Origin of the sequence: Streptomyces sp. NPDC007162, assembly GCF_040634175.1 — a bacterium.
GTDB lineage: Bacteria > Actinomycetota > Actinomycetes > Streptomycetales > Streptomycetaceae > Streptomyces.
On the sequence record NZ_JBEYFC010000220.1, the window covers coordinates 1 to 13862 of the forward strand.

Consider the following 13862-nt stretch of genomic DNA (forward strand, 5'->3'; position numbering starts at 1 on the left):
GGGCGGACCCTGGTGGGTCCGCCCCGCCGCCGGTCGTACGGCTGCCGGTCGTACGGCTGCCCGGCTCAGCTCAGCTCATGGTGCAGGACTTGCCGTTCAACGTGAAGGCGTACGGTGCGGAGTTCTTGCCGCTCCAGGTACCGAGGAAGCCGAAGGAGAGGCTGCCGTTCGCGGAGACCGACTTGTTGTAGTCGGCGGCCTCGGCGCCGACCCGGGCGCCGCTCTGGCTGACCGTGGCGTCCCACATCTGGGTGACCTTCTGGCCGTCCCGGAAGGACCACTCGACCCGCCAGCCGGTCAGGGCCTGGGTGGTGGTGACGGTCACGGTGGACTGGAAGCCGTCGTTCCACTGGTTGACCAGGTCGTAGGAGGCCCGGCAGGTGGCCGACGCGGGGGCGCTGGGATCCGCGGAGCCGGTGGCCGGGTGGCCGGGGGCGGTGCTCGCCGTGGCCGAGGCCGTGCCCTGCGGCTCCGGATCGGGGTTGCCGTGGTCCGACTTGCCGCCGGAGGCGGAGGTGGAGGCGGGCGGGGCGCCCGAGGCGGTGTGCGTGGGGGACGGGTCCGCGGTGGAGGGGAGGACGGAGCCGGGGTCGGCGACCGGCTGCCGGTCGTCGTGCGAGGCGGCGGCCGTGTCGTCACCGGAGCCGCCGCCCATCGGCATCATCGACACGCCGAGCGCGACCAGCGAGATCAGGACCGCCGCGCCGAGCAGTCCGTGGCGCAGCACCTTGCTCCGGCCGGTGCCCTCCTTGGGGTCGCCGCCGTCGGCGTCCGCGGTGACGGGGCGGCCCGCGCCGAGCCGTACCTCGGAGGCGCGGCGGCGGCGCTCCAGGTAGGCGAGGCCGCCCCAGCCTATGACCCCGCCGGCGAGCGCCGCGGGCAGTCCGCCGCCGTGCAGCCGCAGACAGGCGGCGGCCTCCGCGCACTGCACGCAGGTGGCGAGGTGCCGGGAGAGGTCGTCGGGCGTGTCGGCCGCGGAGGACCGGGTGACCGCGTCGAGGAGCCGGGCGTAGCTGCGGCACTCGGCGTCCATCGGCGAGTCGAGGTGGGCGCGGTGGCAGCGGTCCCGGAACAGTCCGCGCACCTGCTCCAGTTCCTGGGCGGCGGCGGCCGGGTCGAGGCCGAGCCGGCGGGCCACGGAGGACAGCGGCAGCGCCTCCACCTCGGCCAGCCACAGCAGCGAGGCGTCCGCGTCCTGCATGTCCCTGAGCCCGCGCAGCGCGATGGGCCGCTGCAACGGCGGCCCCGTGTACCGCGTGGCCTTCTCGGAGTTGAGCCAGAGCCGGAGGTCGGGGTCGAGCTTGTGGCCGAGCCCCTGCGCCTCCCAGCCGGCGGCCGTGTTGCGCACGGCGGTGAGCAGCAGCGGGATCATCGGCAGCCGGGCGGCGCGCCGTCCGCTGCCGCGCTGGGGCGCGAAGTCCGCCTCGCGGGCCTCGCGCATGCCGAGCGTGAAGGCCTCGGTGGCCAGTTGGTTGGCCGTCAGAGAGCCGGACGTGCACAGGTCGGCGTAGGAGAGCACCGCGTCCCAGCATTCGGAGAACAGCGCTGCCTCAGCGGCGTCCTGAGGGGTCGGCAGGTCAGGCATGGGTCTCCTGCATCCAATGCGAGGTCAACTCACCATATTGGCGATGGAGTTGGGGGGAACCTCGCGGCAGGACCCGAGCTTTTCACGTCTCCTGCACAACTGACAAGCGGCCTATTCAAACCCGGTTACCGGTGGTCGCGCGACGTTTTCCCGCCGTCACCCATACCACCGGTCACCGGTGTTGCGTCAACCCGCCCTGCTCAGTGCCGTACTCGGTGCCGTGGCCCACAACTCCGCCCTCTTGTACGGACGGCGACCGCCATTCGACTCACCGTTCCCGCGAATCTTCTGCGGATCGCCCGGATCAGACCTCCGCCGGTTCCTGAGCCGGTTCCTGAGCGGGGAGGCTGTCCATGAAGGAGCTGACCGAGAAGACGGCGCGGCCGGGGCCGGGCGGGCCGTAGCCGGGGGGCGAGGAGAGGCCGAAGTCCTCCATGGTCTGGCGGTAGGCCTGGAGCAGCCGGATGTGGTACTCCAGCGGTGCGCCCTGCGGGTTGGCCTTGCCGAGCGGGGTGGTGGGTTCCGGGCACCAGGTGGTGAAGCGGGGCGTGATGCCCTGCGACATGAAGAACCGCAGGCCCTCGGTGGTGGAGGCGATCGCCTCGTCGACCGTCTTGAAGCCGAACGGCTCGGCCATCTCCACGCCCGCGACGAAGTTGGGGATCACGTTGCGCGCGCCGAAGATCTCCGCCGAGTCCAGGATCCGCCTGTGCCACTCGTCGCGGCCGACGTACCGCTCCTTGCCCGGGCAGTACATCTTGAACAGGTACTCGTCCCACACCTCGTAGTTGGGGTGGTAGATCTGCACGCCGTAGTCCTTGAACCGCTGCACGTCGTCCCGCGGCAGCGCCTGCGCGACCACCTTGCCGATCCAGCGGCCCGGGAAGCGCTCCTCGATGGCCTTGGCGTAGTGCCCGTAGAAGTCGGCCTCGTCCCGCCCGGAGACCGTCTTGGTGATCGCGCCGCCGGTCAGCGTGTAGGCGGTGGACGTCTTCGCGGTGTCGTACCGGTCGATGATCTCCAGGGCCTCCAGGACCTCCTCGACGTCCTTGACCCCGGTGTACGGCCGTCCGGCGGCCTTGTGCTGGCGCCAGTTGTGGTTGATGTCGCAGTACTGGCACTCCTCCTTGGCGCCGAAGTACTGGCAGACCCGGAAGACGGTCAGGTAGATCAGGTAGCCCCACTGGATGGTCGGGGCGACCTCCATCACGGACTTCCCGTTGGAGAGCTTGTGCCGGTAGTACTCGGGCATCGGCGGCACCCCGACGTCCGCGATCCGCTTCCCGTCCAGGTAGAGGCCGAGCATCCCCTCGTCGTCGGCCGCGACCCGGTACGGCGAGGTGGGGTTCACGCGCACCGAGACCACGGTCCGCCGCAGGTCGTAGGGGCCGCCGGTGAGGATGATCTCCTCCGGGGGCCGGCGCAGCGCGGCCTCGCCCAGTTCGGGCAGGGTGCCGTGGTCGAAGGAGAAGATGAAGTACGACTTCGGCTTGACCTCGCCGCTCTCGTTGTCGCTCAGCGCGGACGGGTCGAAGGCGACTCCGCCCCGGAGCAGGTCCTCCTTGAAGACGGCTTCCCGCGGTACGTGCGGGAACCTCTCCATCAGATCCTCGACCAGCGCGGTACGGCTGCCCATCCCGTGTCTCCTCCCGGCTCAGGCGTTCGACTCCTCACGGTATGCCCCCGCCCGGCCGTCGGCCGTGCCGGGTCCCCCGTGGCGGGCAATGTGTCCCGGTATCAGAGTTTTTGGAGGCGGTGAGGCGTCGGTCACGGGGAGGATCACCGCGGCCCGGGCCCGGCCCCGCGGGTCGACTCCCGCAGCACCACATGGGTGCCCAGGACCAGGTGCTGGCCGTCCGGCAGGTCGTCGCGGTGCAGGGCGAGCCGGACCGCGGCGCGGCCCAGTTCCTCCTGGGGCACGTGGACCGTGGTAAGGGTCGGGTAGACGTCCCGGGCGACCGGGATGTCGTCGTACCCGGCCACCGCCACGTCTTCGGGTATGCGGCGGCCGGACTCCCGCAGCGCCTGGATCACGCCCGTGGCGATCATGTCGGTGGCGGCGAAAATCGCCGTGAACTCCCGCCCGGAGGCAAGGAGTTCACGGGTCGCCTGGTATCCGTAGGAGCGGGAGAAGACGCCGTCCAGGATCAGCTCCGGGTCGGGGTCGAGGCCGAGGAGTTCATGGGCGCGGGTGAAGCCGGCGATGCGCTGGGCGCTGGTGGACAGGCCGGGGACGCGGCCGAGGTAGGCGATGCGCCGGTGGCCGCCGGAGAGCAGGTGCCCGGTGAGGGCGAAGGCGCCGCCCTCGTTGTCGTAGTCGACCACCGTGGCCGGGACGCCGGGGCCGAGCGGCGGTCTGCCGACCAGCACCAGCCGGGATCCGGCCCGGTCCAGGGCGTGCGCGAAGTGGGTCATCCGGTCGTGGTAGGCCTTGTCCTCGAGGGCGCCACCCACCACGATCACGGCGTCCGCCCGCTGCTCCCGCATGGTCTCCACGACGGCGAGGGTGCGCCGGGGATCGCCGTGCGTGGTGCAGAGCATGCACAGCCGGCCCTCCGCCGACGCCTGCTCCTCGACCCCGCGGGCGATGTGCGCGTAGAAGGGCCCCGTGACGTCGTCCACGACGAAGGCGACGGTGTGGTTGGTGGCGCCGCCGAGCGCCCTGGCGTGCGCGTTGACCACGTAGTCCAGCTCGCGCATCGCCTTCAGGACCTTGGCGCGGGTGGCGGTGGCCACCGGATAGGTGCCGCCGAGGACCCGGGACACGGTCGACGCGGAGACGCCGGCCCGCGCGGCCACGTCCCGTACCGTCGAGGCGTCCCCGCTCGGCGCCGGCTGGGTCCTCTTCGCCACCGCTCGGCCCCCCTTCGTCGTGTCGTTCACGTCACCCTACGAGACGGCCGTCACGCGGCCCGCTCCAGGACCGAGTGGTCGATCGCGTACCGCAGCGTGTCACCGGTGAGCAGGCGCCTCGCCTCTTCCACGACGGTGATGCCGAGCCGCGCCACCTCGTTGCCCTGGGAGCCCGCGAGGTGCGGGGTGAGGAAGGCGTTGGGCAGGTCGAAGAGCGGGGAGTCGGCGGGCAGCGGCTCGGGGTCGGTCACGTCGAGGACGGCGCTCAGCCGGCCGGTGCGCAATTCCCCGACCAGGGCGTCGTGGTCGACCAGCGAGCCGCGCGCGGTGTTGATCAGTACCGCCCCGTCCGGCATCAGGGCGAGTTCGCGGGCGCCGACCAGATGCCGGGTCTCGGGGGTCTGCGGGGCGTGCACGGTGACGATGTCCGAGGTGCGCAGCAACTCGTCCAGCGGCAGCAGGGGGACACCGAGACGAGCCGCTTCGGCCTGGTCGACGTAGGGGTCGGCGAGGCTGACGAGCAGGTCGTGGGGGCGCAGGAGTTCGATGAGGCGGCGGCCGATGCGGGAGGCGCCGACGACGCCCACCCGGCGGTGGAAGTTGCCGATGCCGGGGACGATGTCGCCGTAGGGGAAGGCGCGGCGGCCGCGCAGCAGGTCGCGGAAGGCGAACACGTCCTTCCCGGCGAGCAGGATCATCGCGAGGGTGTACTCGGCGACGGGCAGCGCGTTGGCGGCGGCGGCCGAGGAGACGAGGATGCCGCGCCGCCAGACCTCGGGCGTGGTGAAGCCCTTGACGGAGCCGGCCGCGTGCAGCACGGCGCGCAGCCCGGGCGCCGCGTCCAGGACCGCCGTGTCCAGGACCGGGCAGCCCCAGCCGGTGACGAGCACCTCGGTGCGGGCGAGCACCTCCCGTACCCGGGGATCGGCGAAGTCGTGCGCCACCAGAGTGGGATCGATTTCTACGTGCTCGCGCAGCCGCGCGAGCACCTCCGGCGGGAAGATGTGCGGCACGTTCTGGGCTGTCATGGCGAACAGTGCCTGGGGACGCTCGGGCAAGGAAGTGACCTTCCGGCTCGGTGACGCGCGGATAGCAACCGGTCTCTACCGTAGGTCTCGGCGAATGAGAGGGTCAATGGACACGCACTCCCCGGAGGTCGGCACGTACGCTCCGGAGGACGACAGGGATGGGACGGCAGAGATGACGGATCCGGCGCAGACGGTCACCAACTGGGCGCGCAACATCACGTACACGGCCAAGGAGTTCCACCGCCCGGACTCGGCGGACGCGCTGCGGTCGCTGGTGGCGGGCAGTGCGCGGGTGCGGGTGCTGGGCAGCGGGCACTCCTTCAACCGCATCGCCGATCCGGGGCCGGAGGGCGTGCTGGTGTCGATCGCCGGGCTGCCGCCGCGGATCGAGGTGGACACGGCCGCCCGTACGGTGCGGGTCGCGGGCGGCGTGCGGTACGCCGAACTGGCCCGCGCGGTGCACGCGCAGGGCCTCGCGCTGCCCAACATGGCCTCGCTGCCGCACATCTCGGTGGCCGGTTCGGTCGCCACCGGCACGCACGGCTCGGGGGTGACAAACGGGCCGCTCGCGGCGCCCGTACGCGAGGTGGAGCTGGTCCTCGCCGACGGTTCGACGGTGACGATCGCGCGCGGGGACGCCCGTTTCGACGGCGCGGTGACCTCGCTGGGCGCGCTCGGGGTCGTCACCGGGCTCACCCTGGACCTGGAGCCGGCGTACGAGGTCGAGCAGTCCGTCTACGTCGAACTGCCGATGGCGGGACTGGACTTCGCGGCCGCGACCGGGGCCGCGTACAGCGTGAGCCTGTTCACCGACTGGCGGGATCCGGGGTTCCGGCAGGCGTGGGTGAAGCGGCGCACCGACGAGGCGGCCGTGGAGTTCGGGTGGGGCGTTCCCGCGAAGGTGGCGATGCACCCGGTGCCGGGCATGCCGGGCGGCAACTGCACCGAGCAGTTCGGGGTGCCGGGGCCCTGGCACGAGCGGCTTCCGCACTTCCGGGCGGAGTTCACGCCGAGCAGCGGGGACGAACTCCAGTCGGAGTACCTGCTGCCGAGGTCGGACGCCGTGGCCGCGCTGCACGCGGTCGACGCCGTCCGGCGGCCGGTCTCCGCCGTGCTGCAGACCTGCGAGGTGCGGACGATCGCCGCCGATCCGCAGTGGCTCGGCCCCGCCCACGGCCGGGACTCGGTCGCCCTGCACTTCACCTGGGTGGACGACCTGGCGGCCGTGCTGCCGGTGGTGCGCCGGCTGGAGGAGGCGCTGGAGCCGTTCGATCCCCGCCCGCACTGGGGCAAGGTGTACGCGATGTCCGGCGAGGCGCTGCGCGGCCGCTACCCGCGGCTCGCGGACTTCCGTGCCCTGGCCCGGGATCTGGACCCCGACGGGAAGTTCACGAACCCCTTCGTGGCGGAGGTTCTGCGGGACTGACCGCCCCCCTTAATCCAACCCTTAAGGTAATGGCTTGTCGAAAGCGCTTCCCAGGCCATAGCGTTGCGTCGTGTGAAGCACACATCACGGGACATCCGCACCGCGAACCGCTATGAGGTGCTCCGGCACATCATCGCCGAATCTCCCACGTCACGGCAGGAGCTGGCGGCTGTCACCGGGCTGAGCCTGGCCACGGTCGCCACGCTCGTCGGGGAGCTGCTCGACCTGCGGATGATCACGGAGGTCGGCTTCGAGGACTCCGCGGGCGGCCGCCCCCGGGGGCTCGTGGCGGTCAACGCCTCGGGGGGCGCGCTGATCGGCGTCGACATCGCCGAGACCTACGTCCACGTCGAGCTGTTCGACCTCGCGCTGAACGTGCTGGCCCGCGCGGACGAGGACATGCGCCCCGGCGCGAATCGGCCCGAGCAGGTGGTGGCCCAGGTCGCCGCCGCCGTCGGCTCGGTGGTGGCACAGGCCGGGGTCGAGGGCGCACGGGTGCTCGGTGTCGGGGTGAGCGTGCCGGGTCAGGTGGACCGGGACACCGGGATCGCCGAGTACGCGCCCAACTGGGACTGGCACGACGTGCCGTTGCTCGACCTGCTCGCCGAGCACATCGCCTACCCCCTCCACCTGGACAACCCGCTGCGCGCCTGTGCGGTGGCCGAGCAGTGGTTCGGGGCGGCCCGTGGACGCGGGGACACCGTGGTGGTGAACCTCGGCACCGGGGTCGGCGCCGGGCTCGCCCTCGGCGGCGGCCTGCACCGGGGCGTGAGCAACAGCGCCGGCGAGTGGGGGCACACGACCCTCGTGCTCGACGGACGTCCGTGCCACTGCGGCAACCAGGGGTGCGTGGAGACGTACGTCGGCGCGCCCGGGATCATGCAGAACCTCAGCGAGTCGAGCCCGCACAGCCCGCTGCTGCACCCCGACGACCAGACCGCCACCGTCGACGCACTGGCCAGGGGCGTGGCCGAGGGCGACCCGGTCGCGGTCCAGGTGGTCCGGGACACCGCCCGCTACATCGGCGCCGGGGTCGCCAACCTGGTCAACCTGCTCAACCCCGAACTGGTCGTGCTCAGCAGCTGGGTGGCCCGCAGGCTCGGCGAACCGCTGCTCGTCGAGGTGCGCGAGGCCGTGCGCCGGCACGCTCTCGGGCGGCCGTTCGCCGCGACCGAGATCGTCCTCTCCCCCATCCCCAGCGACCCGGTGTGCCTGGGCGCGGCCACGTTCGCACTGGAGGGCGCGCTGCGGCCGGTGCGACTGCGCGGCGGTGCACGCACGGGCCGGGCACCGGCGGGTTCCCGCTGATCGACGCGGCGTTCTCCCGCTGGTCTCCCTGGCCTTCGATGATGATCGACCAGTCCAAATCGCGCGTCGATTAATCCATTGCCGGGCCCCTCGGCGCTCTGCGAACGTCGAGACGTATCCGCGGCCGGTCGGCCTCCAACCGGCCGGCCGTACGTCGTGTACGGAACGAGGGAGGCCCCGGCGTGGCCGGAAACATCGAGGTCCGCGGTCTGTCCCGCACCTTCCACACCACTGTCAGGCGCCCGGGCTTCACGGGCGCCCTGCGGTCCCTGGTCAACCCCGAACGCGTCGAGAAGCACGCCGTCTCCGACATCTCCTTCGACGTGGCCGCGGGCGAACTGCTGGCCCTGCTCGGCCCGAACGGCGCCGGCAAGTCGACCACCATCAAGATGCTCACCGGCATCCTCACGCCGACGTCCGGCGAGGCCCGCGTCGCCGGTGTGGTGCCGTACCGGGAGCGGGAACGCAACGCCCGCAACATCGGGGCGGTGTTCGGGCAGCGCACCCAGCTGTGGTGGGACCTGCCGGTGCGGGAGTCGTTCGCGATCCTGCGGGACATCTACGAGGTGCCCAAGACCGAACACGAGGCCCGCCTGCGGGAGTTCGACGACCTGCTGGAACTCTCCGCGTTCTGGGACACCCGGGTGCGGCACCTGTCGCTCGGCCAGCGGGTGCGCTGCGACCTGGCCGCCGCCCTGCTGCACGACCCGCCGGTCGTCTTCCTGGACGAACCGACCATCGGCATGGACGTCGTGGTGAAGGAGCAGGTCCGCGAGTTCCTGCGGTACCAGGTGGCCGAACGCGGCCGCACCGTGCTGCTCACCACCCACGACATGACCGAGGTGGAACGGCTCGCCGAACGGGTGGTGCTGGTCAACCACGGCCGGCTGGTCCTCGACGGCTCGCTGGACGAGATGCGCCGCCGGTTCGGCTCGACCTGGCAGGTGCGGGCCACGCTCGCCGACGCCCACACCCCCGTCGGCCCGCTGCCCGGCGTCGCCCTGGTGCGCCGGGAGGGCCCGCAGGCGGTGTTCGGCCCGGACGGTCCGGCCGCGCCCACGGTCCACGAGGCCCTGAAGCTGGTCATCGAGCGGTACGAGGTGACCGGCGTCGCGGTGGACGAGGCGGACCTGGAGGACGTCATGCGGGCGGCCTACGCGCAGGCGAAGGCCGAGGTCTGAGATGGCCCTCCTGTACGCCTGGCGCGCCGCCCGGGTCACCCCGCTCGGCGAGCTGTACACCCCGCCCCGGATGACCGGGGTCCTGCTCCGGCTGACCGTGCAGGTGGTGCTGGTCGCCTCGCTGTGGCGGGGCCTGTACGCCCAGTCCGGTACGACCGCGGGTCTGGACCGCGGCCAGGCCGTCACCTACGCGGTGCTGGCCGTGCTCGCCTCCCGGCTGCGGGAGCTGGACCAGTACGCGGGCCGGGACTCCGTCATGCAGCACATGCACTTCGGCACCATCGTCTACTGGTATCTGCGTCCGCTGCCGCCCCAGCGCTACCACGCGCTGCGCGCGGTCGGCGAGCAACTGTACGGACTGGCCTGGGCGTCGGCGGGATACGCGGTCTGTCTGGCCGCCGGGGTGGTGGATCCGCCGCGGTCGGCCGCGGTGGCGGCGGTGTTCGCACTCAGCCTGCTCCTCGGCCAGCTGGTCCTCTACTACGTCATGCTCCTCATCGACCAGTTCTGCTTCTGGACGCTGCGCAACACCGCGGCGATGCTCATCCTGGTCTTCGCGCAGAACCTGCTGTCCGGGGTGTACGCGCCGCTGTGGTTCTTCCCGCACTGGTTCGTCGTCCTCAGCTCCTTCCTGCCCTTCCAGGCGACCCTGAGCGTGCCGCTGTCGCTGTACGTGGGCCGGATCCCGCTGTCGGACGCCGGTTTCCAGCTCGGTGTCCAGGCCGGCTGGGTCGTGGCGCTGCATCTCTTCACCCGTTTCGTGTGGCGGCGGGCCGCCCGCCGTGTCATCTCCCAGGGAGGCTGAGGCCGTTGAACGCCGTCCGGATCGCCTGGCGCATCACGCGCCTCAACTTCCGTGCGCAGTTGGAGTACCGCACCGAGTTCCTGATGATGATCGCGATCGGCGCGGTCTGGCAGGTGTCGGTCATCGTGTTCGCGACCGTGCTGCTGACCCGGTTCACCGGGATGGGCGGCTGGGACAGCTCGGACGTCCTGCTCATCCCGGCGACGCGGATGCTGGCCCACGGCCTGTTCGTGCTGCTCCTCGGCCGCGTGCACGGGGTGGGCCGGTACATCCAGGAAGGCAGGATCGACGCCTATCTGCTGCGTCCGCTGCCCGTGCACCGGCAGGTGCAGCTGGAGTACTTCCCCACCAACGCGATCGGCGACCTGACGGTGGCCGTCGGCCTGATGGTCGGCGCGCTCGGCCGCAGCCACCTCGACTGGACGGCGGGCCGCATCTCGTACCTGATCGCGGCGGTGCTCGGCGGGATGCTGCTGGAGGCGGCCCTGTTCACGGTCGTGGCCGGCGCCTCGCTGCGCTATCCGGCCGCCGACTACTGGAGCCGTTGGCTGGAGGAACTCCTCGGCACCTTCGGCAGCTACCCGCTGAACGTGCTGCCCCGGGCGGTCGGCGGGCTGCTCACCTACGGCCTTCCGCTCGCCTTCGTCGCCTACCTGCCGGTCGCGGTCCTCACCGGCCACGGCCACTCCACCGTCGTCCCCTACTGGCTGGCGGCGGGCTCGCCCCTCGTCGGCCTGCTGCTCTACCTGGCCTCCCGGGGGCTGTGGCGGTGGGCGCTGGACCACTACACGGGGGTCAACGGCTGACCGTTCCGCGGTGTCAGGTGCGCCCCGCGCGACGGATCGGGGTGCACAGGCCGGCGACGCCGACGAGGGCGCAGCACGCTCCGGCGACGGCGGCCACCCGGCCGGTGCCGTACCGTTCGGCCGCCCAGGTGAGGACGGCCGCGCCGATCGGGGCGAGCGCGTACTGAAGGGTCCAGTGGGCGGAGGTGACCCGGCCCAGGAGGGGTTCGGGGGTGATCTCCTGGCGCAGGGACATGGAGCAGGTGCCCGCCATGCCGGCGCAGCCCAGGTAGAGCGCGGCGAGAACGGCCACGGCGGGTACCGGGCGGACCCAGCCGAGTCCGGCGAAGGCCAGGCCGCACAGCGCGGTCGAGCCGATCCACGTCGGTCCGAACCCCAGCCGCCGCCGGAGCCGGGCGACCAGCAGGGCTCCGGTGATGGTGCCGACGGCGCCGACCGCCAGCACCGTGCCGACCGTGCCGTCGTCGCGGCCGAGGTCGTGCTTCAGGTGGTAGATGACCAGGTCGTTGATGCCGAGGCTGAGGAAGCTGAAGACGGCGAGGAGGCCGGTCAGCGAGCGCAGTATGGGCCGGCGGACCAGGTACTCGATCCCGGTGCGCAGGTCGCGCCCCAGGCTCGTGCCCTTGGCCGGGTGTTCGTCCCCGGCGCGTTCCCGGACCCGCACGAGGAGCAGGCAGCTCGCCGAGACCGCGTAACTGGCCGCGTCCACGGCCACGGCGTCGGCGGGTCCGGTCCAGGCGGCCACCAGGCCCGCGCCGAGCGGCCCGAGGACGCCTGCCGCGGCCGCGGTGGCGTTCAGCCGGCCGTTGGCCTCGGTCAGCCGGCCGGTGCCGACGAGTCCCCGTACGACGGTGACGTACCCGACGGCGAAGAGCATGCCGACGGCCTCGCACAGGGGCAGGACCACGTACAGCAGCCAGAGCCGCGGCCCGGCGAGCCAGACGACGGGCACCAGGCCGTACAGGACCATGCGGACCAGGTCGCAGGCGATGAGGAGCCGACGGCGGTCGACCCGGTCCACGACCACCCCGGCGAAGACCGCCGCCAGCACCATCGCGACCCCGCCGACGCCCGTGAGCAGGCCCATCCGGGCCACCGAGCCGGTCGCCTGGAGGACCAGCAGGGGCAGCGCGATCAGGCTGAAGGAGTCACCGAGGACGGACAGCGTCTGGGCGAGCCAGAAGAACCCGAAGTCCCGCTGCCGCCACAGCGGCCCGCCGTCCACCGCGTGCTCCGGCACCGCCCGTGCCACGCGCCGCGCCCGGTACGCCACGGCTCCCCCTTCCGTCTCCCGGCCACCCTATGACGCACGGTGACGACAGGTACATGACGACCCTGTGCGGGTCGCAGGAAATCACTTGGACCTGCAACCTAGGAATCCTAGGATCACACCTGGAAACCCCAGGGAGGTGTCGTATGGTCCGGGCCGGAATCACGGTCGGCGGGCTGGTCTCGGCGGCGGCCGAGCTGGCGGACGAGGTCGGGTTCGAACAGGTCACGCTGTCCGCGCTGGCCCGCCGGTTCGGCGTGAAGGACGCGAGTCTGTACGCGCACGTGCGGAGCCTCAAGGACCTCCGCCACCGGCTCGCACTGCTCGCGGGCGGCGAGATGATCGACCGGATCGCCGTGGCGGTGGCCGGGCTCTCCGGGAAGGACGCGCTGGCCGCCTACGCAGGCGCGTACCGGGCGTACGCCCTCGCCCACCCCGGTCGTTACGCGGCCACCCAGATCCGGGTCGACCCCGCCCTCGTCGACGCGGACGCCCCCGCCGCGCGCCGCACCGTGGAGATCACCTACGGCATGCTGCGCGGCTACGGCCTGGCCGAACCCGATCTCACCGATGCCGTGCGCCTGTTGCGCGCCACCTTCCACGGCTACTGCGCCCTGGAGGCCTGCGGTGGGTTCAACGCCCCACGGGACGTCCGCGCGTCCTGGGACCGGGCGATCGACGCCCTGCACATCGCCCTCGAGCACTGGCCCCGAGAGGACCCCGATCACCATGTCTGACCTGTCCTACGACGTCACCGGCAGCGGCCCCGTCCTGCTGATCGTGCCGGGCGGCGCGGGCCACCCCATGGGCCTGGGCCCGTGCACGGACCATCTGGCGGCGCACTTCACGGTCGTCACGTACGACCCGCTGGGCCTCGCCCACGGCAGGCGGGCCGACGCCGTCGCCGACCAGCGCGTGCCGGACTGGAGCGACGGCGCGCACCGGCTCCTGGACGAGGTCCTGCCCGAGGGCGAATCGGCGTACGTCCTCGGTACCAGCTCCGGCGGCATCGCCGCCCTCGACCTGCTGGCCCGCCACCCCGCCCGGCTGCGGCACGTCATCGCCCACGAGCCGCCGTGCGTCACCCTGCTGCCGGACGGGGAGCGGCTGCGGGCGGAACTGATCGGTCAACTCGACGGCGGCCGCCGGGACTCCGGCGAGGTGAGCCCGTTCGCCGTGTTCCTCGACCACGTCCTGGGCCCGTTCACCGCCTACCGGCCGCAGGAGGGTCTGCCCCGGCTCACGGTGGCCGCCGGGACGGAATCCCGGGAGCAGCTCCTGCACCGGACCGCGAAGACCGTGGCCGCCCACACCGGCGGTGCGTTCGCCGAGTTCCCCGGCGGCCACCTGGGCATCGCCGAACATCCGGCCGCCTTCGCGGACCGCGTCAGGCAGACGCTGCTCGCCTGCCGCGGCACCGGTCTGTCGGCGAAACGCGGCAGCCCGACTGGAGCGGGACCTTCGTAAGCGCCGACACTGCGGATCGCCCGCCTCACGCCGTGAGCGACTCCGCCGGGTCGTGCCGCGCCCCGGGGGGGGGCGGGGGGGGGCGCGGCGGCCGCCCCCCCGCGCGGCTGCCCACCACACCACCCAGGTACAT

The 13862-nt window shown here is 72.4% G+C and carries 12 protein-coding genes; 7 read left to right on the forward strand and 5 right to left on the reverse strand.

Features of this window, described 5'->3' with window-relative positions; genetic code table 11:
* Window positions 1-70: 70 nt before the first annotated feature.
* From ABZ646_RS24660 to ABZ646_RS24675, 4 genes are all read right to left on the reverse strand, one after another.
* Entirely contained in the window at window positions 71-1585 is a 1515-nt protein-coding gene (locus ABZ646_RS24660) for a cellulose binding domain-containing protein (RefSeq protein WP_360522768.1), read from the reverse strand.
* A 304-nt stretch (window positions 1586-1889) separates the two neighbouring features.
* Entirely contained in the window at window positions 1890-3221 is a 1332-nt protein-coding gene (locus ABZ646_RS24665; RefSeq protein ID WP_360522771.1) for a radical SAM protein, read from the reverse strand.
* Between the two features lie 143 nt (window positions 3222-3364).
* Window positions 3365-4438: a LacI family DNA-binding transcriptional regulator gene (locus tag ABZ646_RS24670; RefSeq protein ID WP_360522774.1), complete on the reverse strand. Its 1074-nt coding sequence runs from the start codon at window positions 4436-4438 to the stop codon at window positions 3365-3367.
* Between the two features lie 50 nt (window positions 4439-4488).
* Complete coding sequence (locus ABZ646_RS24675; RefSeq protein ID WP_360522777.1) at window positions 4489-5496, reverse strand: hydroxyacid dehydrogenase; 1008 nt, start codon at window positions 5494-5496, stop codon at window positions 4489-4491.
* A 142-nt stretch (window positions 5497-5638) separates the two neighbouring features.
* Here ABZ646_RS24675 and ABZ646_RS24680 point away from each other — a divergent pair, with 142 nt between their 5' ends.
* The 5 genes from ABZ646_RS24680 (at window position 5639) to ABZ646_RS24700 (ending at window position 10992) form a co-directional block, all read left to right on the forward strand.
* The gene (locus tag ABZ646_RS24680) at window positions 5639-6892 is read left to right on the forward strand and encodes an FAD-binding protein (RefSeq protein WP_360522801.1); all 1254 of its coding nucleotides are present in this window, start codon (window positions 5639-5641) and stop codon (window positions 6890-6892) included.
* 63 nt (window positions 6893-6955) lie between these two features.
* Window positions 6956-8200, forward strand: a complete 1245-nt coding sequence (locus ABZ646_RS24685) for an ROK family transcriptional regulator (RefSeq protein WP_360522780.1) — start codon at window positions 6956-6958, stop codon at window positions 8198-8200.
* 182 nt (window positions 8201-8382) lie between these two features.
* Window positions 8383-9381: an ATP-binding cassette domain-containing protein gene (locus tag ABZ646_RS24690; RefSeq protein WP_360522783.1), complete on the forward strand. Its 999-nt coding sequence runs from the start codon at window positions 8383-8385 to the stop codon at window positions 9379-9381.
* Between the two features lies 1 nt (window position 9382).
* Window positions 9383-10186: an ABC-2 family transporter protein gene (locus ABZ646_RS24695; RefSeq protein WP_360522786.1), complete on the forward strand. Its 804-nt coding sequence runs from the start codon at window positions 9383-9385 to the stop codon at window positions 10184-10186.
* Between the two features lie 5 nt (window positions 10187-10191).
* Complete coding sequence (locus ABZ646_RS24700) at window positions 10192-10992, forward strand: ABC-2 family transporter protein (protein ID WP_360522789.1); 801 nt, start codon at window positions 10192-10194, stop codon at window positions 10990-10992.
* 13 nt (window positions 10993-11005) lie between these two features.
* Here the strand turns inward: ABZ646_RS24700 and ABZ646_RS24705 are convergent, their stop codons facing one another.
* Entirely contained in the window at window positions 11006-12265 is a 1260-nt protein-coding gene (locus ABZ646_RS24705; protein ID WP_360522792.1) for an MFS transporter, read from the reverse strand.
* 143 nt (window positions 12266-12408) lie between these two features.
* On the opposite strand from ABZ646_RS24705, the gene ABZ646_RS24710 reads away from it, so the two are divergent.
* On the forward strand, window positions 12409-12999 hold the full coding sequence (locus ABZ646_RS24710; RefSeq protein ID WP_360522795.1) for a TetR/AcrR family transcriptional regulator: 591 nt from the start codon (window positions 12409-12411) through the stop codon (window positions 12997-12999).
* Window positions 12992-13729 (forward strand): alpha/beta hydrolase, encoded by a 738-nt coding sequence (locus tag ABZ646_RS24715; RefSeq protein WP_360522798.1) that lies wholly within the window; start codon window positions 12992-12994, stop codon window positions 13727-13729. Before ABZ646_RS24710 ends, ABZ646_RS24715 begins: the two co-directional genes overlap by 8 nt.
* Window positions 13730-13862: the final 133 nt, after the last annotated feature.

Coding starts and splice junctions, on each gene's coding strand:
- ABZ646_RS24660 (WP_360522768.1), bottom strand. CDS start 1,585: ATGCCTGACCTGCCGACCCCTCAGGACGCCGCTGAGGCAGCGCTGTTC.
- ABZ646_RS24665 (WP_360522771.1), bottom strand. CDS start 3,221: ATGGGCAGCCGTACCGCGCTGGTCGAGGATCTGATGGAGAGGTTCCCG.
- ABZ646_RS24680 (WP_360522801.1), top strand. CDS start 5,639: ATGACGGATCCGGCGCAGACGGTCACCAACTGGGCGCGCAACATCACG.
- ABZ646_RS24695 (WP_360522786.1), top strand. CDS start 9,383: ATGGCCCTCCTGTACGCCTGGCGCGCCGCCCGGGTCACCCCGCTCGGC.
- ABZ646_RS24710 (WP_360522795.1), top strand. CDS start 12,409: ATGGTCCGGGCCGGAATCACGGTCGGCGGGCTGGTCTCGGCGGCGGCC.
- ABZ646_RS24715 (WP_360522798.1), top strand. CDS start 12,992: ATGTCTGACCTGTCCTACGACGTCACCGGCAGCGGCCCCGTCCTGCTG.